Here is a 25,988-nt window from a genome sequence, read left to right as displayed (position 1 = left end):
ACAAGATAGGGAATCGAAATAAAGGCATCCTCAAATGAGGGTGCCTTTATTTTTCGTATCTATAAAACTTCTGTGAGCATCTATTATTAGTAGCTCGATCTTTTTATTCATTCTTTACCAGTATTCGCGACTTTCCATCGCAAAACCTATTATATTATCCGAAGGATATATGATATACTCTTGTTTCTGCACTCATATCCGAGTTATTGTCAGGCATTCCCTTACTTTTCTTTTTTTGCTTGGAGCATTAACGGAAATATTTCTATGCAGTATACTAATAACGGAAATATTTCACACATTTTCGTTGGAAATCCTTTATAATATAATAATAAACATGCTATCGATACACCAAAAGTGAAAAACAGAAGTTTTCTTTGATATTGTAGAAGTTCTATCCATAAAAAAAGCGCTATTAATATTATAGTTGCCATATAACCACTAGGAATATCCTTATCTAAATATAGCATATATGGAATTATTGTACCAAATAATATTAGAAAATACGAAAACCATTTAGTACGATTTGCATATATCCGTTTCCATATCATCGTCTGTATAATTTCTTGAAGCAATACAATTATAATTCTCGTTATTGTGAACTTTGTTTTTGCAAGCAAGAAATGGACAATAGGTGTGATTATTAATAAAAAAAGCATGTATCACCTTCTTAATTAGATTTAGAAAAACTGATTTTTGCTTTAATAGCCTTCATAGAAAACTAATATCATATCAGTAAAACACGTCCTCCTTTATCTTTTTCATCTATATAACGTCCAAATGAGACTTTAGGGACATGTCAATTACAATAATTTATATTTTCCACAATTTTGAATACTTCATTAAATGGAAGTTCTGTGACAACGCTTATCAGCCATTCCCCTTCCTTAATCACACACATTCGGACTCCATCTTTTTCCCAATATAATACATTTTTCTCTCCGGTCATACATGACTTTATTTCTGAATTCTCCGTATTATAATTATTTGACCCATTCCCAGGTGAAACTTGTATTGTAATACTGGTATTTTCTGAATTTTTATATCTGAATTTTTTCATTAATGGGAGATTGCTCTGATATACCAATTGATATCCATCTGGAATATAGTTAATCTGGAAAGAACCTAAATTATTCCCTTCCTCTATGACATGCTTATTTTGTATACCTTCCAACCCGATTTTAGAATACTTCGGATATGTCTCCACGATCCATTCCAAAATTTTTCCACGAAATTCCGCATTTGTGACCATTGCTGTTGAAAATCCGAGAGAAATCGCAAGAAAAACAGCTGCAGCCCGCAAAATTCCACGAAATAAATGATCTGTCGGTTGTTGTGTAATATGGATTTTCCGTAATTGTTTTCTGAAACGTCTAGAATACACATGTTGGATATCCTCTGTTGTATTTATCTCAGCCATTAGCTTTGTCAGTGATATTGTGCATATCTGAGAAATGCTTTCTGGACATGCAAATATTTCTGGAGTACTTGTCCATTTTTGAAGGTAATTCAACATACTAATCCGCATTCCATGAGCATACGGAATCATGAGAATTTCATTAATCTGCGAGTCATCTAAGTGAAAAGCATAATAAAGATGAAATACAGCCTGTTCCGGGAATGGGAGTGCAAGAATTTTATTTGCTGCCTTATCCAAAATGTTTTTTCTAATTTCCCCTTCGTCAATCAATTTACTTTCTTTTGACATCACATTTTTGTAATTATCTAGACTCTTATCAGCTTGTGCCCACTCTTGATTCAATCTTTCTCGACAAACTTCTCTTAAAATACTTGTCACTTTTTACCTCTCAATTTCTTCCAGTTTTTTCTTCAGTTTTTTTATTGCCCGCTGGCTCCTCTTTTTAGCTGTCTCTTCCGAGATTCCCATCAGCACTGCGATATCTTTTAATGACATGTTACGACCAAATCGAAACATAAGAAGTGTTCGATCATTTTCTTCTAAATGTTCTAATGCCACCGCCAACTGCTCCTTCTTGAATTTTTCAAAGAAAGCTTCTTCTACTCCAGAATCCGTCCTTGTTTCATAAAACTCTTCCACCGGAATCATCTTTTTCTTCTTACGAAGAATATCATAGGATGCATTCTTTGCAATAATAACACTATAGGGAATCTGGTCGCGGCGTGGTAACTGGCTGATTTTTTCAAAATGTTCCATTATATTTAAAAATGCCTGTGCAACAGCGTCTTCCGCGTCTGTTTCTGATTGAAGCAACTGATAAGAAACTTTATATAAAAGGGTGTGATTTTCATTAAATAATTGTTCGATCCAAACCTGCTCATCTTCTGAAAAGGTGCATAATACTAAGAATAGCATAAATCCATCTCCTGTGCTTCTTGTTATTTATTTAATATATAAGGTGCAGTGCATTCAACAAGGGACAATATTTTGTTTGGTTTTTATGTCGACAAAAATAAGAATCTAATACTAACGGGCTTAATATTTTTACCCACAAAACAGATTATACCCCACGATCATCAGCGCCGCCGCCGTGAGTACAAGGAAAAATGTCGTCGGCAGCACTAACGCCCAGGTCATACCGAAACCTACGCAGAACAGCATAAGACCGCATAATCGCTTCATACCCATTCTCCCAAAAAGGAATGTCTATGACAGATTATGCGGTCTTTTAGATAATGATTCGCAACAGTTCTGTATCTTTCCAGTAATCATGAATTTCACGAGTGAATTTTCTTTACCAGACAGCGTTTCTTATAGAAAGAAATTCCATAGCAGAGAACCTGATCATAGCTGTCTTTAAACTCTTTTGCATACATGCGTTCATCGATCTGGCGCAATGCCGTTTCACAGCTTTCTTCCATTTTCTCAAGTGCGGCAGAACACTTAACCTCAAAGACAGCGAGCCGTCCGTTTTCCGAATCGCATACGATCACATCACTCCGTCCCTCACCGTGTTCTCGGTTGGATTCCACCATATACCCCGCACCGGCGAAGATTCCGGCAAGGAATGCATGATAAAAATCTTCTTTATAATCATGATAGATGATGGTCATTCTGAGCAGCGTGCTCATCTCACGCGTCAAAAGTTCACTGTCACCATTCCATACTGCATGGAACAGAGTTCTTCGGTCAGTTCCTTTCGCTTTGTCCTGAAACCACTTTACGACAGTCGACTCGAAGATCTCCCGGATCTCCGCGTTCGGAATCATAAGTTTTGTAGTCTGATCTTCTCCGCGAACCCCTGTCAGATAGCCGGTCAGATAAAGAATGCTCCACAAATTTTCTTCTGAGGAGTGCAGAAGATCGTATGTGAGGTTTTCTTCAACCTTCTGTGAGATCGTTCCTCCCGCTAACAATGTTTCCAGTTTTCCGGTAATACTGCTCCCCGAATAATCGATAAAGGAGCGGATGATTGCGTTATCGCTCGTATTCTTCCAGTAACTCGCAGGTCTTGCCTTCGGATCGTTCGAAAGATCAAACAGGTAATTCATCACATCCCACGGACAATATACATCAAAATCGCCAAAATGATATCCGTCATACCAGTATTTCATCGCCTCTGCATGATCTTTGGCATCCGCATCCTGTAAAATCCTGTCTACATCATCTTGCGTAAATCCAAAGTATTCATTCAGCCTGGAAGAAGTGATCGTATCTGACACGAAATTATTTGTTCCGGTGAAAATACTCTCTTTCGCGATCTTCAGGCAGCCGGTAATGATTGCAAATTGAAGGGCATTGTTGTCTTTTAATGCAGTGCTCATCATTGCTTTCACTACTTCTAACATTTCCTGATAATAATGGTGATTGCTCGCCTTGGCCACAGGAACATCATACTCATCCAGCAACAGCACCACTTGTTTTCCATAATGATCACTCAGCATTCGTATGAGAAGAGAGAGACTTTTCTTGATTCCGGTCGTACCGGCTTCGCCTTTTAAGATACGGCGAAAAGCTTCTTTGTCATAATCATTTACATTTTCGCTGTCCAGAAGGTCTGTATATTTTCGAAATAATTCAGCAATCGTTGCTTCCAACATTCCGTAGGCACTATCGAAAGTCAGGCCATCCACATCTTTAAACGAAAGGAAGATCGTCGGACACTGATTCATCCATTTCTGACAGAGCGCCGAAGCATTCATGATCCCCAGTCCCTGAAACAATACCGCACTGTCTTTTCGGATACTAAAGAAATTTTCCAGAGTACTCATCCCCAATGTCTTTCCGAATCTCCTTGGACGGGTAATCAGTGTCACTTTTACTGCCTGAGCCTTTAATACCTCGGCAATAAGGCCTGTCTTATCGACATAATAATATCCGTTCTGCCGGATCTCAGCAAAATCAGAAATTCCTACCGGGATATTTAAATGTGTCACGCTTATTCCCTCCTCTCATACCCCGAAATCGTTAAAACCATTTTATCATAAATGGCGTTCAGATACAACAATTCCCCGGATCACTCCGAGGAATTGTGTTCATTTCTCTTTCTCCATCTCAGCTGCCATCTTCTCCGCTTTTGCCGCCGCGTCCGGAGTAATATCATTGCCGCCGGTGAAGCGGTTTACGATATCCGGGACCATGTCGAGGACTTTGGTGACTGCATCCTGATGTTTGATATTGACGAGCTTTGTCATGCCGTTCTGGATCACAAGGATAGCGCTGGGGCTCATCTTCGCGCTCATACCGCCGCCGCCATTTGTCTTTGCTGATTGTGCAAAGGAACCGGCTGCCATGCCGCAGGTCACATCCACAAGCGGGATGATCGTCGTGTTCTCATCCACCTTCACAGGCTCGCCCACAACGGTTTTTGATGTAATGAAATGATCCATCCCCTTAAACAGTGCGTCCACGGTAGATGGAAACTGATTTTCTGCCATACCGATTCCTCCTAAATCTATGCTTTTTTCGTCCCAGAATCTCTTTTCCTCAAGAAACGAAGTAATCTTCTGAAATCTTTACTGATAAACAGTCTTGCTGCCGTCCAGAGCGGATACCACAGGGCGATCCGCCCCTTAAAATGAAGTTCTCCGTCAAGCGCCGTTCCGGTGAAATCCGGCTCCAGAGTCAGCGTTCTGGCGTATAAGCCGTAAAACGGACTGACCGCCGCGAGAACCTGCCCCGTATCGTAGGGATCATCGAAACCGAAGCGAATCCGTCCCTGCACCTTTTTCGGAAGAACGTAGCGGACAAGTTTTTTTGTGCGCTTCCAGACAAGGTGAAACGCTTTCTGGTTCTGCCCGTCGTGCCAGAACATCGAGATGCTGTTCCAGGTCTTTTCCAGAGAAATTTTCTTCTTTGATATCCCATCGGCCAGCTTCCGGATCTTTCCGGGCAGTTCCCGGATTCTATTCCAAAGAGTTCGGGCTTTTTTTATAAGCCGAGCCAATTTTTCTTTGATCTTCGCACCGAAACAGTTCTTAACCTTCTCCACACGCTCCTCTTTCTCAAAGGGTTCCTTAAAATTTTCCTTTGAGGAGTTTTTCAAAGCACCCGCCGGCAGTGCGCTGGGAGAAGAAGATTCATTCGATCCTGAAACAAGCTCCGTTGCATGGACAACAAGTTCATCATCTTCCGCAGGGACAGCCGTCCTGTCATCCCCGGCAGTTTTTTTCTCTTCCGCTTTCGATGTCTCCGCAACTGTTTCCAAAGGTATTTCCTGCTGCTCGTTTTCAGTTAAAACAGATACCTCTGTGTTTCTGATTTCAGAATCATTTTCTGACAGTACCGGTGTTTTTTCAAAGTCCGCAAAAACCGGCTCCGTTTCTGATTTTGTTTTTTGTTCTTCCTCATCCTCCGGCGGCCACAATCTCACATCAAACAGCTTAAACCACAGCACCCGCCCGGATACATCCGCGTGTTCGTGATAACTCACCCGGATCCGCACGAGATGTAGAAGCCAGCTCACCGCCGCCTCCCCGTCCGGTTTTCCTTCAAATAAGACATCCGCCCGGTACCGGACCGGAACAAACAGGATGAGCAGAACTGCTGTGAGCAGCAGTGCCAGGATCACCAACAGGATGATCCCGATGACCTTTAAGATCATCAGCAATATATGGATCACTCGCAGCACCCCTTTCCGAAAAGAAAGGAGTTCACATCATACCCGCCGGTCTTTTTGTATGCCTCGCAGATGATCCGCCCCGCAAGCGCCGCCGCATCCTCAAAATCCGCAGCGATCCCTACGATCAGAAGATCCTGCTTTTCATAGTAAGGAAGCTTTAATGTCAGCGCCGGATAGATATCTAAAAGGTTCCGCTCCCCAGCCGCCGGAGTCAGGACATAAAAGCCCATTGGTCTTCCATTTCGGACCGCCTGGATCGTTTCGTATCTGTGCTTTTTCGCTTTTTCCCCGACATACAGTTTTTCATACCAGCGCATGATTCACCTGCTCATCCCTTAATATTTATGACCAGGTCACGCCTGGACCCGGTCTACTGTCTGGATCTGATGATCATTCTTCTCAAAAGGTCCAGCGCCGTGACCGCGGCATGTTCCCGGATCTCCTGTCTTGTACCGTTGAAGTGGCATTCCTCCACAATCACTTCGTCCTTCATGCAGCAGGAAACGTATACGAGTCCCACCGGCTTCTCCTCTGTTCCACCGTCCGGACCAGCAAGCCCCGTTACAGCAACACAGGCATCCGCATCAGCCGCGAGAACACCGCCGAGTGCCATCTCCCTTGCAGTCTGCTCACTGACTGCCCCGTATTTTTTTAAAGTTGCCTTGCTGACATCGAGGATCTTTCTCTTTGATTTGTTCGAATATGTGATATAACCCTGATCAAATACGTCAGACGCACCTGGCACGTTGATGATCTTTGCAGCCACCATGCCGCCGGTGCAGGACTCCGCCGTTGTCACCGTGAGTCCGTACTTTGTGAGGAGGCGCACAACGGTCTCTTCCATCGTCTCATTCTCTTTCGTGGAATAATACATGTCGCCCAGTGCCTTTTTGATCTCCTTGGCAACAGGTTTTAACGCCGCCTTGGCGGACTCCTCATCCTCCGCCTGTGTCTCCGCGAGAACATGGACATCTTTTCCGCGGCGTCTCGTGTAGATCACGACAGCGCCGCCGCACTTTAAGAGGTCCTGAAGCTTTTCCTTTACTTCCGTCTCGCTTTTTCCGTAAATTTTAAATATCTGGGCATAACCCTGTTCTGTTCGAATCATCACATTTTTCCTTCCGTAAGAACGCCGGCGTTCTTCACAATGTAGTCAACAAGTGAAATTACTGTCAATGCAAGAGCGATCCAGACAATGATCGTCGTCAAAGTTGACAACGCCGGAATATTAAAGATCAGAAGAACCACCCCGATCATCTGGAATGTGGTCTTAAATTTTCCCCAGTAGCTCGCTGCGATGACAACACCGTTGTCGGATGCCACCAGACGGAAGCCGCTGATAATGAACTCACGGCTGATAATGATGATGACCATCCAGGCCGGAAGCTGACGAAGCTCGATCATACAGATCAGTGCGGAGCAGACAAGCAGTTTATCCGCCAACGGATCCATAAATTTTCCAAAATTTGTTACCAGATTATACTTTCTCGCGATCTTTCCGTCCAGCATATCGGTCAGGCTCGCGATGATAAAGAGCGCCGCCGCCACATAACGCATGTTCTGGTTTGCGCCGCCGTCATAAAGAAGCGCGGCTACGAAAAACGGGATCATGATCACTCGTAATATTGTCAGTTTATTCGGTAAATTCATCCTCTGCCTCCCCTATCAGATCGTATTCGGACGCGCCTGTGACGCGTACCTTAAGGAAATCTCCGGACATCAGGGAAAGTCCGGTGTTTACAAAGATAAGCCCATCCACGTTCGGACTGTCCATATAGGTACGTCCAACGTAGGCATTCTCGTCAGCAACCTTGCCCTCGATCATCACTTCCAGGGTACGTCCCTTCATCGCCTCGGACTTCTCGAAAGCGATCTCCTGCTGGAGTTCCATGATCTCATCGCGGCGATCCTGTTTTACCTCCTCCGGAACCTGGTTCTCAAAGCTGAAAGCCGGAGTATCTTCCTCCGGGGAGTAAGCAAATACGCCGAGACGGTCAAATTCCATATCATCGACAAACTGCATCAGGATCTCGTGGTCTTCCTCCGTCTCACCCGGGAATCCGGAAATCAGGGTGGTGCGGAGCGCGATGTCCGGGATCTCTTTTCTGAGTTTCGCGATCAGCCCTCGGATCTCTTTGTTGTTGGTTCTTCTGCCCATCCTCTTCAACACAGCATCGCTTGCGTGCTGGATCGGGATATCCAGATAGTTACAGACTTTTTCTTCAGTTTTGATCGTCTCGATGAGCTCGTCGGTGATCTCCTCCGGGTAGCAGTACTGGAGGCGGATCCACTGGATACCGGACACGGCCGCCAGACGTCTTAAAAGCTCTGGAAGCTTCTTCTCGCCGTAAAGGTCTTTTCCGTAAAGGGTGGTCTCCTGCGCAACAAGGATCAGCTCTTTCACACCTTTCTCCGCGAGTTCTTCCGCCTCTCTTACAAGCTGTTCCATCGGAACACTGCGGTATTTTCCGCGAAGATACGGGATAATACAGTAGGTGCAGCGCTTGTCGCAGCCCTCCGCGATCTTTAAGAACGCATAGTGCCCACCTGTTGTGATAAGGCGCTCCGTAGCCGTGCTCACCGGTGCATCGATGCTTTCAAAGATTTCCGGTGTCTCGCCGTCCATAACCTCCCTGATCGCTGCTCCTACAGCCTCATAGGATGTCGTTCCGAGTATCGCGTCTACCTCCGGGATCTCATCGATGATCTCCTGCTTGTAGCGCTGCGCGAGACAGCCTGTGACGATCAGTGCCTTTAAACGACCGTTTTTCTTTAACTCCGCCATCTGGAGGATCGTGTTGATGCTCTCCTCTTTTGCGTCTCCGATAAAGCAGCAGGTGTTTACAACAACGATATCTGCCTCATTCTCGTCATCGACAAAGGAATATCCCTCTTTTCCGAGGATTCCCAGCATTTTTTCCGTATCCACAAGGTTTTTATCACAGCCCAGTGATATGAAAAGTAAATTCATTCTGTTCGTATTTCCTTTCTGTGCGTAACTGCCGCCAGAACCGACCGGCTCATAAACTCCGGACTGCCAGCGAAAAAAAGAGGAAACTTAAGCCCGATTCAGCCGTTTTCCTCCTTTTCTTTCATATTTCCGGCCATGGCCGGACTGAAAGCCGGACCACAACCGGGAACCTGTTTATTCCTCAGCGTACTCTTCTTCTTTTTTGATCTCTTCCGGAGTTCTGTCTTTTACTTCGAAATCTGTCTCGATCTCCGGCTCCTCATCCTCTGTGAGGATCTTTACCTTCTGCTCATAGAGCTCCTGAACAGCGGTGGAGAGCGGTTTCTTTCCTGCAGCGCCTGCAACTAACGGCTCGTCACCTGCGATGAGCTGTCTCGCACGCTTGGATGCTGCGATAACGATGGAATAGCGGCTCTGGACTACCGGCTGCTCGCCCGGCTCAACGTCGCTGTTTACGGCTTCAATTAAGTCTGTATAAGACGGATGTAACATAAAATATGCCCCTTTCAGATCATGAAATTAAAAAGTTCTTAAATATCTGAAGTATCCGGTTTTACACATGGTATTTTTCGGATACATTCTTTTATTTTGTCATATCGTGCAGCTCCTGCTTCATTCTCGCCACAAGGTCTGTGTTCGCGGACTCTTTAAAGTGGCTGGAACGGATCAGGCTGTGAAGGTCTTCCACACAGGTGTCCACATCATCGTTGACAACGATATAGTCGTAGGAATCCATTCCATCGGACTCCTCCGCGGCACGGCGGAGACGTTTCTCGATCACTTCCGCACTTTCCGTTCCGCGTCCGATCAGGCGTTTCTTTAAGTCTTCTGCGGTCGGAGGAACGATAAATACGAGAAGGGCGTCCGGGAATTTCTTCTTGATATTCAACGCCCCCTGAATCTCGATCTCAAGGATCACGTCTTTTCCCGCAGCCATCTTTTCTTCCACATACTTCTTCGGTGTTCCATAGTAATGGTCCACATAGCGCGCGTGCTCGATCAGCTCGTCGTTTCTGATCATATCCTCAAACTGGGATTCTGTGAGGAAGAAATACTCTCTTCCGTTTTCCTCACCCGGTCTCGGGCTTCTTGTTGTGGCCGATACAGATAGCGCGTAGTTATCATATTTTTCTAAAAGCGCCTTCATCACGGTTCCTTTTCCGGCTCCTGAGAACCCGGAAACTACAACAAGGACTCCTTTTGTCTGCATTACAAATGCCCCCTGATCATTCAATATTCTGGATCTGCTCTCTTACCTTTTCGACCTCAGTCTTTAAGAGGATCGCGCGGTCAGAGATCTCAAGATCCGTAGATTTCGAGAGGATCGTATTTGCCTCCCGGTTCATCTCCTGGGCGATAAAATCGAGCTTTCTTCCGACACTGCCGCCGGCCAAAAGTTCTTTCTTCATTCCCTCGATGTGGCTTCTCAAGCGGACGGTCTCCTCATCCACACAGATCTTATCGGCAAAGATCGTAACCTCTGTCGCGATCCTGGAATCGTCCACAGAGGCGGAAGCGAGAAGTTCTTTCACCTTGTCCTCTAACTTCTGGCGGTACTCCGCGATCACCTTTGGGGAACGCTCCTCGATAAAATCAACTAATTCCAGCATATGGTCAAGCTTTCCGATCAGGTCGTTCTTTAAATTCTCTCCCTCGCGGATCCTGGACTCCACAAAGCCCTCGCAGGCCTTAAGTAAAGCATTCTTTAAGAGTTCCCACATATGCTCTTCGTCCTCCGGAACCTCCTCCATCGTGAGGACCTCCGGACACCTTGCCAGCATAGACACTTTTACGTCGTTGTCGATGCCGAAATCATCGGACATCTTTTTAAAGCTGTCCATATATTCCTGCGCAAGGGATCTGTTATATTTGAGGAATACCTTCGCATCGGTATAATCCTCGTAGGTTACAAATATATCTACTTTTCCCCTCTGGATATGATCCTTTAAGAGGGTACGCATGGATGCCTCGAAGTAATTGAATTTCTTCGGCATCTTAATTCCCAGATCCAGATACCGGTGGTTTACCGCCTTTATCTCTACTGAAATCTTACACTCGTCCGTCACCATCTCGTGGCGGCCGAATCCGGTCATGCTCTTAATCATCAGACATGCCTCGCTTTCCCATAGATAACTTTTATTATACGGCAAATAAAAAATACAGTCAACCAGATTCTGTAAATCAAAAGATTTATGAACGGGGACCTTATGAACAGGAAAACACCCCGGAGATCCGATCGAAGCTCCGGGGTGTTTGAAAAGAGGGTAGTTTGCAGCCGTCTGTGGGGTAAGAAGAGCGGCCGCTCAATTCTATCTGAATTCAAGAAAATTGTCGTTTATAACGGAAGGATTCCGATCAGTACTGCAAACAGCATGCAAAGGATCGAGAAGATCCATACATAACCGAAGCTGGACTTGATGTGATCCTTGATGTCCACATCGGCAAGTCCGATACCAAGCAGAGTTGCCGGTACCATCGGGCTGATGAAGGTTGCGCAGTTACGGCAAACAACCATTGCAACGGCGATCGGGAATGCCTCAACTCCGAAGGAAGCACCGATTGCGATCATGACCGGAAGCATTCCATAGAAATAGGAATCGGTATCAAAGCAAAGTGCAAGCGGAACGGAAAGGATACCAATCACAAGCGGTAAGTGCTGTCCAAGTGCTGCTGGGAGGATCATGGAAATGATGCTGGCCATGTTAGATACAACGGAGGTCTTTATCATCTCTACGCCCGGCTTTGCGATCGCAGCGGCACCGCTTGCGTTAAAGCCATATACAAGGACACCCATAAGGACTGCAGCGCCCATCAGAGTGGAACACATCATAAGCGCCGGACCCGCATGGCGGTTGATCATCTTCTTCTGAAGCTTGATCGGTGTATAATTTACAAGAAGAGCTGCCGCTACACCGAGCATGAACGGGAAATAGCTTGGGAACTGATCCCATACAAGCATAGCGATAACTGCGATGGTCAGGCAGATATTGAAAGCGAAAAGCTTCGGTCTTGCGTACTCATTCTCGTCCTTCTGATGCTGTACTTCTTCTGTAGCGTCCTCAGAAGCTGCTTCCATTGCAAGCTTTCCGTTCAGACCGGCTCCTCTCTTTTTCTCCTGAATACCTGCAAACACCGCATGTGCCAGGCAGAGAATGATTCCAAAGATCTGGATCGGGATCAGACCGCCCCAGAGCTGTCCTGCCTCCATACCGAGAACAGATGCTGCACGCATGGTCGGACCGGCCCATGGCATCAGGTTTAATACACCCATTGCAAGAACAGCTACGCGAAGGAGTGTTGTCGGTCTCATATGCATCTTTTTGTAGACCGGAAGCATGGACGGAACAACGATCAGGAATGTGGATGCTCCGCCGCCGTCAAGATGACCGATCAGGGCAATAACCGCTGTCATGACGGTCACACCGATCACATTGTCACCGACGTACTTCATAAGCTTGTCGATAATTACATCAAACATACCGGCATCTGTCATGATTCCGAAGAACAGGACAGAGAACACAAACAGGGCTGCGGTCGGGCCGGTGCTTTTAAATCCCCCTTTGATTAGGTCTCCGATCTCTCCGATGGTATAATATCCACCAAGGACAAGAATGAGACCAAGGATCGAAGGGAAAATGATAAATGCCATACTTGGCATGGTCTTGCTCTTAAAAAGGGTTATAACAATCGCAACGATACAGACAAACCCTAAAATACCTACTGTTAATTCTGACATATATATGATCCTTTATATTATTATTATTATTTGTCCGGCCGGAATCTGAAGCTTCCGGCCGATGTTCCACAGGCTGCAAAGTGTTCCCCCACGCTTTCCAGTCAGAGCAAGCTGACAGATCGCTCTCTGAGTCACTCTACATCTGTTGTAAACTCATAATCCTTAATCTTTCTGACTACATCAATGATGGTGCCGTCACGGGCCTCGATGACACCGACCACGCGGTCATCAAACTGTACCGGATCCGGAGTTCCGACCATGGCGTATGCCTTGTCACGAAGCTCCTCGATCGTACAGAACGGAAGATCAACATCCTTCATGCACTCGATGAGGTCCTGTCTTCTCGGGTTGATGGCGATTCCGTAGTCTGTGATGACAACGTCAACGGACTCACCAGGGGTCGTTACCGTCGTAACATTTGTACAGATTGCCGGGATTCTTCCCTGAAGCAGCGGAGCAATGACGATCGTACACTTCGCTCCCGCTGCCGTATCCGGATGTCCGCCCTGGGCACCTGTGATCATGCCGTCGGAACCGACAACGACGTTACAGTTAAAGTTTACGTCAACCTCAAGAGACGCAAGGATCACGAAATCCAGCTTATTGACATAAGCGCCCTTGTTGAACGGGTTCGCGTACTCGGACGCGGAGATCTCGAAGTGGTTCGGATTTGTCTTGATGGACTCGATGGCACCCTGATCAAAATCCTGGGTATCAACGAGCTTGTTTACGAGGCCTTTCGCCAACAGCTCACACATCGGAGTTGTGATTCCGCCGAGGCCAAGTCCCATATGGATGCCTCTCTCTTCCATGATCTTTCCGAGGGAGATCGTGGAGGCGATGGAAGCTCCGCCGACACCTGTCTGGTAGGAGAAACCTTCCTTGAAATACGGGGTATTGACAACAAACTTTGTGCAGTAATCCGCCATCATGATCTTTCTGACATCCGTCGTCGGTTTTGCAGCACCTGTCGCGATCTTTGCCGGATTTCCAATCTCATCTACGACACAAACGTAATCCACATCTACCATGGAGATGCTTGCCGGAATGTTCGGGAACGGAACGAGACAGTCTGTCACAGCAACAACCTTATCTGCATACCGGGCGTCGACCATCGCGTAGGATAATACGCCGCAGTCGCTCTTTCCGCCGTTTGCGCGCATGTTTCCGTACTCATCACATGTCGGAGCGCCGATGAAGGCGATATCGATATGGACTTCGCCAGACTCAATGGCGCGGACACGTCCGCCGTGGGAGCGCATGATCGCAAGGTTTTTTAACCGTCCTGTGGAGATCGCCTCACCAATCTTTCCGCGGACACCGGAGGACTGGATTCCTGTGATGGTGCCATCCTCAATGTACGGAACGATCGGATCGTGAGCTTTTCCTAAGGAGCTTGCACAGATCGTGATGTCCTTGATGCCCATCTTATGGACCTCTTCCATGACCATATTTACCACATAGTCACCCTCGCGGAAATGATGATGGAAGGAAAGGACCATGCCGTCCTTAATGCCGCATTTTACGAGGGCATCATGGATGTTCTCGACAAGCTTGCTTCTTGTCGGCTCGTTTAATGTACGGACGGTCGGAGCCGCCTTTGTATATTCGTAATTATCGTAGGCATAGACGCCCTTAAACGGCTCCTTGCCTGTTGCTTTTAAGACCTCTTCGGGAATTTCTCTTCCAACTGCATTGATCATCTTATAAATCCCCCTTATAAACGCCTGCTGCTTTCGCCATGGCGAGTGTTCTCTTTGCTCCGTCGTAGAATGCGATGTCGATCATCTTTCCGTCAACGGTGAAGACTCCGATTCCCTTTGCCTTCTTGTCATCGATCTCGCGGACAACCTTCTCCGCAAAGATGATCTCTTTTTCCGACGGTGTGAAGACCTTATGGACGATGGCGATCTGTCTCGGGTTTACGAGAGACTTTCCGTCGAAGCCCATCATCTTGATCATTCTTGTCTCATTCTCGAAACCTTCCATGTCGTCAAGGTTTGTGAACACTGTATCCCAGCACTGGACACCTGCCGCTCTCGCCGCCATGATCATGTGCTGTCTCGCTCCCATAAGCTCCACTCCGGTACCGGTGATCGTTGTCTGAAGGTCCTTTGTGTAATCGCCGCCGGATAAAGCGATTCCGATAAGTCTGTCAGAGGACTGACATACCTCCAAGGCATTTAAAACACCTTTGCAGGACTCTAAGGCTGCCATTAGGAGTGTGCTTCCCTCCGGGCGTCCAAACTCTTTCTCTGCCGCAAGGACATGTTCCTCAACGGTCTTAACATCCTGTGCTGTCTCGGTCTTTGCGATACGGATCGTATCAGCACCTCCGGCAACACAGACACGGATATCCTCTTTCCAGTGCGGGGTATCAAGACCATTGATTCTTACGACTCTCTCAACACCGCGGTAATCGATCTCCTGAAGTGCATGATATAAGGAATATCTTGCTGCGTCCTTCTGGTTCTCGGCAACTGCGTCCTCAAGGTCCAACATGATGGAGTCCGGTTTATAGATGTACGGATCCTTGATGAGACCCGGCTTCTGACAGTTTAAAAACATCATGGATCTTCTTAAGCGTTTTTTATTCGGATGCATTATTTGATGACACCTCCCCACGGAAGATTTTCGGTGATGCCGTTGGAACGGTAGACCGCACACTCAACTCTCGCCTTTAAGGTACAGTCGAGAGCTCCTTTATCGAAGATCGTGACCTTCGCGTTGTCAACACCGAGACGGTCCAGTGTCTCTAATGTGACTTTTCTGATCTGTCTGCCGTACTGGTGGATCACGCTGCTCTCGATCGTGAGCTCGATCTTTCCTTCGCCCGGCTCCACGGTTACCTGGGCGTCACTGGATTCCAGTGTGCCGGCCATGGCTGTCTTCTTGATTTCCATTTAATCCCCTCCTGTGATCATTCACGGTCGGCAGCCATTTTTCAGACGGCCGCATGGTCCGCTGTTGTCATTCCTATGTATATCCCGCTGCCGGACCTTCCGTTTTTCTTTTTATGCAGGATACACAAAATCACTTTTGTTTCCTGCCTTAGTTCTATGACTTTCTATGGCTTTACTATATCACTTGTATTTTTTTTAATCCAATACATATCCGTCTATAAGGAATATAGGAGAATTCTTATGGGGAGATACGTGTCTTTTTCCGTGCGTTGAATTTTTAAGGAAGATATGTTAAAATATAGGGACGCAAACGATCCCGTATCGTTCCGGTTCTGGAAAGGAGTGCCCCACATGAATGAAAAACATATGCAGTATGTACTGACCGTCTTAAAAGAAGGCAGCTTTACGAATGCGGCAAAGAAGCTCTATGTCTCCCAGCCCTCTTTGAGCCAGATCATAAAGACGGCAGAAAGCAATCTCGGCGCTCCGATCTTTAACCGTTCTACCGATCCGATCACCCTGACGCCCGCGGGACAGCTCTATGTGGAAGCAGCAAGACAGGTCACAACGATCTCCACGAATCTTGTAAAGCAGGTCGAAGAACTCAGTAATGAGGAATTCGGAAAGATCCGTCTTGGTATCTCTGTTCAGCGCGGCATGGAGCTTTTACCGGAATTATATCCGCGTTTTAAAAAACGATTCCCCCATGTGGAGATCGAGCTTCACGAGCAGGGGTCCGCGACGATGGAAAAAAGTGTTCTGGAGGGGGAGGTCGGAATCGCACTCCTGACCACGTTTCCGAAGCATGCGGATCTATATTATGACCTGATCCAGGAGGAACAGCTCGTTCTCATCGTGAACAGAGACTGCGCACTCGCAAAACGGATCCGGCCCGGAACGCCTATCGATATTATAGAGGCAAAGGATGAGACCTTTGTCTCCAGCCGCCCCGGACACTCTGTCCGGTCGATTCAGGACACTCTCTTCATCACAAGAGATATGAAGCCGAAGATCGATCTTGAGACGATCAGCATTGAGATTGGAAAGCATGTAGTAGCGTCGAGCCCCGTTGTTATGGCGTGTCCGGACGCCTATGTGGATACGTCCAACTCCGCAGAATCCCCTTACTTTTCCTATCCGATCCTCGGAGTAGAGAATCCACGGCACTTTTATGCCTGCTACCGGAAGGACATGTATCTGACAAAATATATGAAGGGATTTCTCGAGATCCTGCACACGCTCCGCAATCCGGCAAAAAACACTTAACGGATCCTGCACGGAGTCTCCGCATTTTCAGAATTTGAGGTTTTTATGGAACATTTTTTATTGAGTGATACAGAAAAAGAAGAATTAAAACAGTTTATCGGTGCGGAGGCAGAACTGCCGGATATGCTGAATGCCAGAGAGCGGCGTGTCTGGGTACAGGAGAAACTTCTCGCGGAATATTCAGGAGTTCTCGTCTCCTTCACCCTGAATATTCCGGGTCCTGTGAAGGTCCTGCCCTATGTGCCGGAGACCTTTGAGCTTGCGTTGAAGGAGATCCTTCAGGCGTTATCCGATTCCGGTATCCCGGTCTTAAAGCGCAGTCTGATCCTGGATCGGACAGGTCCGGAGGCCTTCTTATGCGTGGACGCGGATGCCCTTGATGTAAAGCGTCTGCTGGTGCCGTTGGAGGACGCGTCAAAGCTTGGACGTCTTTACGATATCGACATCATCGGACGGGATGGGAAAAAGATCTCCCGAAGTGATATCGGAAAACCGGGACGGACCTGTCTTCTCTGCGGACGCCCTGCGAGGGAGTGTTCCAGAAGCCGGACACATTCCGTGGCGGAACTGACAGCCGCGATCGAGAAGATTTTTAAGGAAAACTTTGCCGGATAATGTTCCACCAGAAATCGGTTAAGGCCTTATCTCCTTCCTTGTCCGGCATTCCATATTTTGTACAAAATCGTAACTATTCAGTACCTTCATAGTTACACGCAAAAATCCATTCCAGATCAGCTTCGCTGATGGGATTTTTGCCCTCAAGCCTATGTTTTCTTACGGTCAGCGCAGCAAGTGCGCAGACCTACTGAACAGTTACACAAAATCTATATTGAGACAGCAGATTCCACAGTCACGGCTTTTGACATTTCAGACGGAGCTGTTGTCAGAAAGGAACCACCACAACAATGGCATTTGACGGAATTGTGATCGCGAATCTGGTCCGCGATCTGAACGATAAGATCGTCTCCGGCAGGATCTCAAAGATCGCCCAGCCGGAAAAGGACGAATTACTTTTTACGATAAAAGGAAACCGGGAGAACGTGCGGCTGCTCGTCTCAGCCAACGCCAGTCTCCCGCTTCTCTATTTTACGGCAAACAATAAACCGAGCCCCATGACGGCCCCGAACTTCTGTATGCTCTTAAGAAAGCATATCGCAAATGGCAGGATTATCTCTGTCACCCAGCCAGGGCTGGAGCGGATCGTCCGGATCGAGGTGGAGCATCTTGATGAGATGGGCGACCTCAGAAGAAAGTTCATCGTGATCGAGCTCATGGGAAAACACAGCAATATCATCTTCTGCGATGAGAATAACGTGATCTTAGACAGCATCAAACATATCTCAGCTCAGGTAAGCTCTGTCCGGGAAGTACTCCCGGGAAGAGATTATTTTATCCCCCACTCCGGTGAGAAGAAGAATCCGCTTACGATCACGGAAACGGAATTTAAAGAGCTTCTGCACAGCACACCGCAGAATCTTTCCAAAGCGCTCTACATGGATCTTACCGGCTTAAGTCCCGTGGTTGCCGCTGAGATCTGCCATCTGGCATCCTTAGACGGTGATATCTCCGCAAAAGAATTTTCTGACGCGGAACTCACCCACCTCTTCCACGCGTTCAACTGGATCATGGACGATATCCGCGAGGGCAATTTCACCCCGAATATTATCTACGAGGGAGAAAAACCCATCGAATTTGCCGCTGTCCCGCTGACGATGATGGAAGGTGGAAATTACAGGACTGTGAAGTTTGATTCCATCAGTGAACTCCTCGAGCGTTACTACGCGGAAAAGAATACGGTATCACGGATCCACCAGAAGTCCACGGATCTCAGAAAGATCATCTCCAATGCGCTGGAGCGCAGTGTGCGAAAGCTGGATCTTCAGACAAAGCAGCTCAAAGACACTGAAAAGCGGGAAAAATACCGGATCTACGGAGAACTTTTGAATACCTACGGATATGGTCTCTCCGGCGGTGAAAAAAGTTTCAAATGTTTAAATTATTACGACAATACGGAAATTACGATCCCGCTGGATCCAACGATGACGGCGCAGGAAAACGCGAAGCGGTATTTCGATAAGTACAATAAACAGAAACGTACCTACGAGGCCGTCACGGAACAGCTTTCGCAGACGAAGGCGGAGATCGACCATCTGGAATCCATCAGTACCTCCATGGATATCGCAAGGCTGGAGGAGGACCTTGTACAGATCAAGGAAGAACTTACGGAGTACGGCTATATCAAACGCCATTACACCGGCGGGAAAAAGGTAAAGATCACAAGCCGCCCGTTCCACTACCTTTCCAGCGACGGATTCCATATCTATGTCGGAAAAAACAACTACCAGAACGAAGAACTCGACTTCAAGTTTGCCAACGGCGGTGACTGGTGGTTCCACGCAAAGGGGATCCCGGGCTCCCATGTCATCGTAAAGACCGAGGGAAAGGAGCTGCCGGACCGCGTCTTTGAGGAAGCCGGAGCGCTGGCCGCCTATTACTCCAAGGGACGGGGAAACGAGAAGGTGGAAGTCGATTATATCCAGAGAAAGAATCTGAAAAAAGTTCCCGGAGCTGCTCCCGGTTTCGTTGTGTATCACACGAACTACTCCTTGATGGCTGTACCGGGGATCACGGTGCAGGAAGTATAATTTTATCGTACAAATAGAAAATGCCCCAGAGCAGCACCGAATGTGCAAAGCTCTCAGGCATTTTTCTATATCTGTATTCCATCGTATATTCTTTTATCTTCCGCCAGCTTCATACAATAGCGCATTGCAGATCGCCGCCGCGATATTGCTGCCGCCTTTCCGCCCTCTCGCGACGATGGCCGGAACATCTGTCCTTAAGATCAACTCTTTTGCTTCCACCACATTGACAAATCCCACCGGGACTCCGATAATGAGCGCCGGGCGGATCTTTTTCTCTTCGATCAGCTCATAAAGGCGCATCAGGGCCGTCGGTGCGTTGCCCACCGCGTAGATGCATTCCGGATAACATTCTGCGGCTTTTTCGACACTGACCGCCGATCTCGTCATGCCGCTCTCCTTCGCTTTTACCTTCACATCCTCATCTCCGATAAAACAGTGCACCTCGATCCCGAATTTTCCTGCCGCCGTTTTATTGATCCCGGATGCAGCCATCGTGGTGTCCGTGATGATCGGAAGTCCGCGTCGGATCGCTTCCTTTGCCTTTTCGACAGCTCCGTCGGTGATCGTCAGGGTGTCCCTGTAGGAAAAATCCGCCGTCGTGTGGATCACCCTGCAGAGGAGCGGCAGTGCATCCGCCGGATAAGAGGAAACGAACTCGTCCCCCAGCTCTCCCTTTATGATCTCAAAGCTCTTCTTTTCGATCTCCATCGGGCGGGTCGTCAAAAAATCGATGCCCGTCCGCTTCTTTAATTCTTCTGTCCAGTCGAGTCCGCTCATCCTCTCACATCCTCTCGCTCTAAGATCCGGTAGATCATATCCATATCGAGATTTTCCCGGATGATCTTTGCCATTTTATCGTACTGTTCCTCTTTGTATTTCGCCATGGAAAAGGTCACTCCGCTCTCATATTCTTCCGGACGGACACCTTTCTGTTTTGCAAGGAAGTTACGAACTGCCGTCTGCATCTCCTCCGTATCGAAAACGCCGTGGACGTAGGTTCCGAACACATTTTTGTATATGCAGCCATCCTCTTTTGTATCGGCTGTGTGTCCGCCAGTTCCATCACTGCAACAGATTTCCGAGAAATTCCTTCCACCATCCCGGATCGTCTCACCCATATGGATCTCGTAGCCGGAGATTTTAACCGGTTCGCCGTCCTCCGAAAATCTCGCCGTGCCGGTTACTCTCGTTCTCGTTTTCTTCTCCGCGAAGATCGTCCGGATCGGTAAGAGCTCCATTCCCCGCATGGTCCCGCCCTCCTCGACCCCATGAGGATCGTCGAGACTCGTTCCGAGCATCTGGAATCCACCACACACACCGATAACAGGAGTTCCCTTTCCTGCCATCCGTGTGATCACTGCCTCCAGCCCGTTCTGGCGGATCCATTTGAGATCACCCATCGTATTCTTTGTTCCGGGTATGATAATGAGATCGGATCCTGTCAGTTCTTCGGGCCGGCTCACATAGGAAAGAGCGATTCCCGGAAGGCGCTCAAGGGAATTGAAGTCCGTGAAGTTTGAGATCCGCGGAAGTTTTACCACCGTGACCTTTGCAAACGCCTCATGGCCGGATCGGTCGAGAAGCGGCCCTGAGCAACATTTTCCGGTCAGTCGCTCCGAGAGACTGTCCTCATCGTCCACATCCACATCCATATATGGGATCACACCCGCGAACGGGATCCGGATCCGCTCATAGAGCATGGCAAGGCCCGGTTTTAAGATCTCCTTATCGCCGCGGAATTTGTTGATCACAAAGGCCCGGATCCGCCTTCTCTCCTCCTCTGTCAAAAGTGCCGCGGTTCCGTAAAGCTGGGCGAAGACCCCGCCCCGGTCGATATCTCCCGCAAGAAGGACCGGTGCGTCGAGCATCTCTGCCAGTCCCATGTTCACGATATCGTTCTCCCTGAGATTGATCTCTGCCGGACTTCCGGCACCCTCCACGACGATCACATCGTACCTGGATGCCAGAGTGTTGTAAGCGTCCATGATGTCCGGAATCAGGCTCTTTTTCATCTTAAAATATTCCGCCGCCGGATAATTTCCCCTGACTTCTCCGTTTACGATGAGCTGGGAGCCCATGTTGGAGGTGGGCTTTAGGAGGATCGGATTCATCGCCGCCTCCGGTTCGATTCCCGCCGCCTCCGCCTGCATGACCTGAGCACGGCCCATCTCAAGACCGTCCTTTGTGATGTAGGAATTTAATGCCATATTCTGGGATTTGAACGGGGCGGTCCTGAGTCCGTCCTGTTTAAAGATCCGGCAGAGCCCCGCCGCGAGAAAGCTTTTCCCAGCATTCGACATCGTTCCCTGGATCATGATTACTTTTGCCAATTTGATTCCTCCGTAGTGCTGCAGCCGTTTTAACACAATTTATAATCGTATATACTCTGCATTACGACTGCTGCCATATCCTGTTTTTATGCCTCTAAACCATCTTTACAATAAATTGAGAACCGTTTCTACCACTGCACAGAGTCCCATAAGGGTCCATGATGTCCGGTAAAGAAGCTTATTCGCCCGCGGAATATCCTCGATCTCTACCGGCCGCAGATCATCCCCAATGTATTTCTTCTTCACAAGTTTTCCGAAATACCAGGCATCTCCCGCAAGGCGGATCCTGAGTGATCCGGCGCAGACCGATTCCGTCTGGGCGGAATTTGGGCTCGCGTGGTTGAAACGGTCCCTTAAAAAGATCTCCTTCGCATGGGAACCGTCAAATTCATGATCTTTTGATGGCAGATAGGAGGCGAAGATCATGACCCAGGCGCAGAGTCTCGCCGGTATAAAGTTCAGGAGATCGTCAAGCTTTGCCGCCGCCCTTCCAAGATAAAGATACTTGTCGTTCTTATATCCCACCATGGAATCCATGGTATTGACCGCTTTGTAGACCCAGCCGAGGACCGGGCCGCCGAGAGCCATATAAAAAAGCGGGGCTGCGACACCATCCGAAGTATTTTCCGCTACCGTTTCCACCGCCGCTTTCGTGACTCCCGTCATGTCGAGACGTTCCGTATCACGGCCCACGATCATGGAGACCGCGTACCGGGCTGCCGGTAGATCATCTTTTTTCAATTCCCGGTAGACCTTCATGCTCTCAACTTTTAAGGATCTCACCGCAAAGAGCTGATAGCAGAGGATCACCGAGACCAGAAATTTAAGCCCCGGGGAGATCCTCCCGCAGGCATAAAGAATGCCGCCGGATATGACCGCCGTCGTCCCCGTCACAAAAAGAACAAGTACGACGCCGCCCGCAAGCAGCGCCCGTTCCCCGTCTCCGAAGATCTTCCGTATTCCTTTTTCCAGAAAACTGATATATGCCCCGATCAGCCGCACCGGGTGATACAGCCAGTGCGGATCGCCAAGGACCTGATCCATCAGAAAGCCAAGCGCGATCACCGCCAGAAGTTCCATTCTGTCTATCATGTAAATTCTTCCTTACCTGCCGTAATTTTCCTGTTTTCAGCTGCACAAACGAAACTATATTTCCATACGCATGTGAGCCTGTCGTTCTTTTCTCCCGCAGACAAAAAATTCAGGAATCATCACAACCTCTATTTCAAATATTTTCCGTTATTCTTATATGCCATGATGATAATAACCACCGTCAGTACAAGAAATGCCGCCAGCCATAAAACTGCCGGAAATACGCTGCATCGGTACATGACAAAGAATGCCAGATCCAGCCCCCAGAGCATCTTTGTGACTCCCTCTGTGTGGCACCATTTTGCCCGCTCTTCGTCCTCCACAAGGATCTTTGAGCTGATCGGCGTGTAGATGCCGCTTACAACCAGCGCACCGTAGATCAGAAATCCGATGCTGCATACAGATAATAAAAGTATCATGTTTTTGTTCTCCCTTCATCTTTTCCTTTACACGTTTCGTTATCGGTTATTTAGCTTTAATGATCCGCGCGTTGCGGATCTGTCCATCTGACGCATCCATTTTTCCCAAAACGCCTTCCCCGTTCCCAACCTGCCAATCATAGTAACTTTTCTTTTCCTCCGAAAACGCCTCCATGACTGCCATGATCGTTCCTCCATGAACGACAAAAACGAGTGTCCGGTCAGCCCCCTGTTCAGTCTGAGAAGAAATTTCCTTCCATACTTCCTGAAATGCCTCCACTGTCCGGGCTTTAAACGCCTCCGTGGTCTCCCCGCCGGGAAATCCCTCTCTCCCCAGCGTGTCGATAAAATGCTGATACTCCGCATCCCCGGAAAGTTCCAGATAATTCTTATACTCAAAGGTTCCAAAATCACACTCGGAGAGTCCGGCTTTCTGGATTCTCGGAACATGTTCATATAGCTTCTCCGGGAACAGAATTTCTGCCGTCTCAAGACACCGCTTCATCGGGCTTGTGATGATCGCTGCCACGTTTCCTGAAATCTCCCGAAGCTTCAGTGCTTCTTCCTTCAGATCCGACACTGCCTGTTCCGTCAGTCCCTCATCAGTCCGGCCCACATACCGTTTTTCCAGATTCCCGGCCGTTGCCCCATGCCGGATCATGAAAAGTTTCATCCGATCACCGCCTTCCCGATCACGGTCGCAAGGAGGATCCCAAGCTCACAGATCTGCAGGAAAAATCCCGCCAGATCTCCCGTGACCCCACCGAACTCCTTCACTGCCATATGCCGGTAGTAGAAAAAGATCAGGATCGATGCTGATAGAATGATTCCCCCAATTCTGCCACCCAGAAAAAGTTCCAGAACTGCTGCCGCAAGGAACAGGATGACCATCCAGACCGCCACCGTCTTCTTTTTCGCGTCCTTCATAAAATCTGCCAGCATCCCATGTTTTCTCGCCTCCGGGAATGTCACCGTGGAGAGTCCGCTTAAGGATCTTGAAATCACAAAACCGATCGAGACAAGCACCGCCGTCTCCCGGTCAAGCTCCATACACGCCGCCGCATAAAGGATCAGATACAGTGCGCCAAAGATCACAGCGAACGCCCCCGTGTGGGTATCCTTTAAGATCGCGAGTTTCTTCTCCCTGTCTCCGTAGGACGCCCTTGCATCACACGTATCCATAAATCCATCCATGTGGATTCCGCCTGTTATGAAGATCGGAACTGCGAGAAGGATTCCCGCTGCCAGAAAGCTTCCCGGAAGAAGCCATGAGAGCAGCAGGAACATCCCGTAAAATACTGCCCCGATCACCATGCCGATGGCCGGGAAGAAACACATGGCATATTTCATGTCCTCCTCTTTCCATTCGAACATCGGCATCGGGATCCTGGAATACATGGAAAAAGCGATAATTGCCGCCCTCATGGCCGCTCTCCTTTCTCCTGATAGTCCACGTACTGTTCCACAGAGATATCAGAAAATGTGCTCATCTCCTCATATACCTTTGCACCCATCCTGAGAAGCGGGATCATGGCAACCGCCCCGCTTCCCTCGCCGAGATGCATTCCCATGTTAAGAGGTGCCGGAAGATCCAGCATCTGAAGGATCGCCGCCCCGGCCGGTTCTGTGGAGATATGGGACGCGAGCATATAGTCCTTCGCCTCTTTCCTGATGAGAACCGCCATAAGGCCAGAGACGGTGGAGAGGAATCCATCCATCAAAACCGGGATCTTTGCCGCCGCTCCGCCGAGGAATAGCCCCGTCATTCCAGCGAGATCGAAACCGCCAAGCTCTGCAAGCACCGTCACAGCGGACAGCTCTCCACTCTCATATTGTTCTTTTGTTCCATTCCGGTATTCCGGATATTTCTCATAGAAACGGGAAACTGCCATCTCCACTGCCTTTTTTTTCTTCTCAAGTCCCGCGTCAGAGAGTCCGGCGCCCCGGCCGGTCGCCTCTTCAGGTGAGAGCCCCGTGAGCACTGCGCTCATGGCGGCAGCAGGAGTCGTATTTCCGATTCCCATCTCCCCGGCGGCAAGAATTTCGTATCCCATCTCTTTCAACCGGAATGCGAGATCTATGCCGGAAAGAAGTGCCTGAAGACACCCGGTTCTGCTCATCGCCGGTTCCCTCGCGATATTTCCGGATCCTCTTGCCACTTTCCGGTCCAAAATCCGGTGCATGTCAGGCTCTTTCTGCCCGGTCGGCTCACAATCCATTCCCATATCCACCGGATAGAGGTCAGTTCCAGAGATCCGGCACATCTTGGAGGTGGATGTCTCGCCTTTCGTGAAGTTTTCCGCAACGATCCTCGTCACATCTTTACCTGTCTGGGAAACCCCTTCCGCAACGACACCATGATCCGCGCACATGACTGCCAGTGCGGACCGGTCCAGTTTCATTCCCGATGCGTTCCCGCGGATCCCCGCGATCTTTATAATATCCTCCTCCAGAATTCCGAGACTTCCGATGGGTTTTGCCACAGAATTCCAACGCTTTTTCGCAAGCTCCATGGCAGTTCGATCTGCCGGTTCAATCTTATTCAGATATGCTTTCCAGGTCTTTTCTACTGAAGTTTTTTCTGTCAT

General features: G+C 48.3%; 27 protein-coding genes. 3 read left to right on the top strand and 24 right to left on the bottom strand.

Going from position 1 to position 25,988, the window contains the following annotated elements:
- Positions 1–796: 796 nt before the first annotated feature.
- The 17 genes from ABCW45_RS09010 to citD form a co-directional block, all read right to left on the bottom strand.
- Positions 797–1,795, bottom strand: coding sequence for a DUF4367 domain-containing protein (locus tag ABCW45_RS09010; RefSeq protein ID WP_343220690.1), 999 nt, complete (start codon positions 1,793–1,795; stop codon positions 797–799).
- Positions 1,796–1,798: 3 nt separating this feature from the next.
- Positions 1,799–2,332: an RNA polymerase sigma factor gene (locus tag ABCW45_RS09005; RefSeq protein WP_117469642.1), complete on the bottom strand. Its 534-nt coding sequence runs from the start codon at positions 2,330–2,332 to the stop codon at positions 1,799–1,801.
- A gap of 129 nt (positions 2,333–2,461) precedes the next feature.
- The gene (locus ABCW45_RS09000; RefSeq protein ID WP_166462275.1) at positions 2,462–2,599 is read right to left on the bottom strand and encodes a hypothetical protein; all 138 of its coding nucleotides are present in this window, start codon (positions 2,597–2,599) and stop codon (positions 2,462–2,464) included.
- 95 nt (positions 2,600–2,694) lie between these two features.
- A complete protein-coding gene (locus tag ABCW45_RS08995) occupies positions 2,695–4,353 on the bottom strand; it encodes an AAA family ATPase (protein WP_343220689.1) in 1,659 nt (552 codons plus the stop codon).
- A 99-nt stretch (positions 4,354–4,452) separates the two neighbouring features.
- Positions 4,453–4,854, bottom strand: a complete 402-nt coding sequence (locus ABCW45_RS08990) for a GerW family sporulation protein (protein ID WP_015554583.1) — start codon at positions 4,852–4,854, stop codon at positions 4,453–4,455.
- 17 nt (positions 4,855–4,871) lie between these two features.
- Positions 4,872–6,038 carry a DUF2953 domain-containing protein gene (locus ABCW45_RS08985; protein WP_343220688.1) on the bottom strand — a complete coding sequence of 389 codons (1,167 nt, stop codon included), beginning with the start codon at positions 6,036–6,038 and terminating at the stop codon, positions 4,872–4,874.
- Positions 6,035–6,355 (bottom strand): hypothetical protein, encoded by a 321-nt coding sequence (locus ABCW45_RS08980; RefSeq protein ID WP_117469646.1) that lies wholly within the window; start codon positions 6,353–6,355, stop codon positions 6,035–6,037. The genes ABCW45_RS08985 and ABCW45_RS08980 overlap by 4 nt, the downstream gene beginning before the upstream one ends.
- A 53-nt stretch (positions 6,356–6,408) precedes the next feature.
- The gene (locus ABCW45_RS08975) at positions 6,409–7,146 is read right to left on the bottom strand and encodes a nicotinamide-nucleotide amidohydrolase family protein (RefSeq protein ID WP_021904975.1); all 738 of its coding nucleotides are present in this window, start codon (positions 7,144–7,146) and stop codon (positions 6,409–6,411) included.
- The gene (pgsA, locus tag ABCW45_RS08970) at positions 7,146–7,688 is read right to left on the bottom strand and encodes a CDP-diacylglycerol--glycerol-3-phosphate 3-phosphatidyltransferase (RefSeq protein WP_117469647.1); all 543 of its coding nucleotides are present in this window, start codon (positions 7,686–7,688) and stop codon (positions 7,146–7,148) included. The genes ABCW45_RS08975 and pgsA overlap by 1 nt, the downstream gene beginning before the upstream one ends.
- Positions 7,672–9,009 carry a 30S ribosomal protein S12 methylthiotransferase RimO gene (gene rimO / locus ABCW45_RS08965; protein ID WP_117566586.1) on the bottom strand — a complete coding sequence of 446 codons (1,338 nt, stop codon included), beginning with the start codon at positions 9,007–9,009 and terminating at the stop codon, positions 7,672–7,674. Before rimO ends, pgsA begins: the two co-directional genes overlap by 17 nt.
- A 174-nt stretch (positions 9,010–9,183) precedes the next feature.
- Positions 9,184–9,501, bottom strand: a complete 318-nt coding sequence (gene rpoZ, locus ABCW45_RS08960) for a DNA-directed RNA polymerase subunit omega (RefSeq protein ID WP_015554588.1) — start codon at positions 9,499–9,501, stop codon at positions 9,184–9,186.
- 91 nt (positions 9,502–9,592) lie between these two features.
- Entirely contained in the window at positions 9,593–10,219 is a 627-nt protein-coding gene (gene gmk / locus ABCW45_RS08955; protein WP_343220687.1) for a guanylate kinase, read from the bottom strand.
- A 16-nt stretch (positions 10,220–10,235) separates the two neighbouring features.
- Positions 10,236–11,114, bottom strand: coding sequence for a YicC/YloC family endoribonuclease (locus tag ABCW45_RS08950; RefSeq protein WP_343220686.1), 879 nt, complete (start codon positions 11,112–11,114; stop codon positions 10,236–10,238).
- Between the two features lie 230 nt (positions 11,115–11,344).
- The gene (locus tag ABCW45_RS08945) at positions 11,345–12,745 is read right to left on the bottom strand and encodes a CitMHS family transporter (protein ID WP_343220685.1); all 1,401 of its coding nucleotides are present in this window, start codon (positions 12,743–12,745) and stop codon (positions 11,345–11,347) included.
- A gap of 131 nt (positions 12,746–12,876) precedes the next feature.
- Positions 12,877–14,448 carry a citrate lyase subunit alpha gene (gene citF, locus ABCW45_RS08940; RefSeq protein ID WP_343220684.1) on the bottom strand — a complete coding sequence of 524 codons (1,572 nt, stop codon included), beginning with the start codon at positions 14,446–14,448 and terminating at the stop codon, positions 12,877–12,879.
- A gap of 1 nt (position 14,449) precedes the next feature.
- Positions 14,450–15,349, bottom strand: coding sequence for an aldolase/citrate lyase family protein (locus ABCW45_RS08935; RefSeq protein WP_021904969.1), 900 nt, complete (start codon positions 15,347–15,349; stop codon positions 14,450–14,452).
- Positions 15,349–15,648 (bottom strand): citrate lyase acyl carrier protein, encoded by a 300-nt coding sequence (citD, locus tag ABCW45_RS08930; RefSeq protein ID WP_343220683.1) that lies wholly within the window; start codon positions 15,646–15,648, stop codon positions 15,349–15,351. The genes ABCW45_RS08935 and citD overlap by 1 nt, the downstream gene beginning before the upstream one ends.
- Positions 15,649–15,999: 351 nt before the next feature.
- On the opposite strand from citD, the gene ABCW45_RS08925 reads away from it, so the two are divergent.
- From ABCW45_RS08925 to ABCW45_RS08915, 3 genes are all read left to right on the top strand, one after another.
- On the top strand, positions 16,000–16,914 hold the full coding sequence (locus tag ABCW45_RS08925) for a LysR family transcriptional regulator (protein ID WP_343220682.1): 915 nt from the start codon (positions 16,000–16,002) through the stop codon (positions 16,912–16,914).
- Positions 16,915–16,959: 45 nt separating this feature from the next.
- Positions 16,960–17,529 carry a citrate lyase holo-[acyl-carrier protein] synthase gene (gene citX / locus ABCW45_RS08920; RefSeq protein ID WP_117483706.1) on the top strand — a complete coding sequence of 190 codons (570 nt, stop codon included), beginning with the start codon at positions 16,960–16,962 and terminating at the stop codon, positions 17,527–17,529.
- A gap of 290 nt (positions 17,530–17,819) precedes the next feature.
- A complete protein-coding gene (locus ABCW45_RS08915; protein WP_343220681.1) occupies positions 17,820–19,559 on the top strand; it encodes an Rqc2 family fibronectin-binding protein in 1,740 nt (579 codons plus the stop codon).
- Between the two features lie 93 nt (positions 19,560–19,652).
- Here the strand turns inward: ABCW45_RS08915 and ABCW45_RS08910 are convergent, their stop codons facing one another.
- The 7 genes from ABCW45_RS08910 to ABCW45_RS08880 form a co-directional block, all read right to left on the bottom strand.
- The gene (locus ABCW45_RS08910; RefSeq protein WP_343220680.1) at positions 19,653–20,336 is read right to left on the bottom strand and encodes a precorrin-8X methylmutase; all 684 of its coding nucleotides are present in this window, start codon (positions 20,334–20,336) and stop codon (positions 19,653–19,655) included.
- The gene (locus ABCW45_RS08905) at positions 20,333–21,889 is read right to left on the bottom strand and encodes a cobyric acid synthase (protein ID WP_343220679.1); all 1,557 of its coding nucleotides are present in this window, start codon (positions 21,887–21,889) and stop codon (positions 20,333–20,335) included. The genes ABCW45_RS08910 and ABCW45_RS08905 overlap by 4 nt, the downstream gene beginning before the upstream one ends.
- A 105-nt stretch (positions 21,890–21,994) precedes the next feature.
- Positions 21,995–22,981: an adenosylcobinamide-phosphate synthase CbiB gene (cbiB, locus tag ABCW45_RS08900; RefSeq protein WP_343220678.1), complete on the bottom strand. Its 987-nt coding sequence runs from the start codon at positions 22,979–22,981 to the stop codon at positions 21,995–21,997.
- Positions 22,982–23,109: 128 nt separating this feature from the next.
- Positions 23,110–23,400: a hypothetical protein gene (locus tag ABCW45_RS08895; protein WP_021904962.1), complete on the bottom strand. Its 291-nt coding sequence runs from the start codon at positions 23,398–23,400 to the stop codon at positions 23,110–23,112.
- A 46-nt stretch (positions 23,401–23,446) separates the two neighbouring features.
- Positions 23,447–24,073, bottom strand: a complete 627-nt coding sequence (locus ABCW45_RS08890) for a histidine phosphatase family protein (protein ID WP_343220677.1) — start codon at positions 24,071–24,073, stop codon at positions 23,447–23,449.
- Positions 24,070–24,825, bottom strand: coding sequence for an adenosylcobinamide-GDP ribazoletransferase (cobS, locus tag ABCW45_RS08885; RefSeq protein WP_343220676.1), 756 nt, complete (start codon positions 24,823–24,825; stop codon positions 24,070–24,072). The genes ABCW45_RS08890 and cobS overlap by 4 nt, the downstream gene beginning before the upstream one ends.
- Entirely contained in the window at positions 24,822–25,988 is a 1,167-nt protein-coding gene (locus ABCW45_RS08880; protein ID WP_343220675.1) for a nicotinate-nucleotide--dimethylbenzimidazole phosphoribosyltransferase, read from the bottom strand. Before ABCW45_RS08880 ends, cobS begins: the two co-directional genes overlap by 4 nt.

The sequence above is a fragment of the Pilosibacter fragilis genome, from assembly GCF_032490495.1.
In the GTDB taxonomy this organism is placed as follows: domain Bacteria; phylum Bacillota; class Clostridia; order Lachnospirales; family Lachnospiraceae; genus Pilosibacter; species Pilosibacter fragilis.
This window is presented reverse-complemented; position numbering and strand designations above follow the sequence as displayed.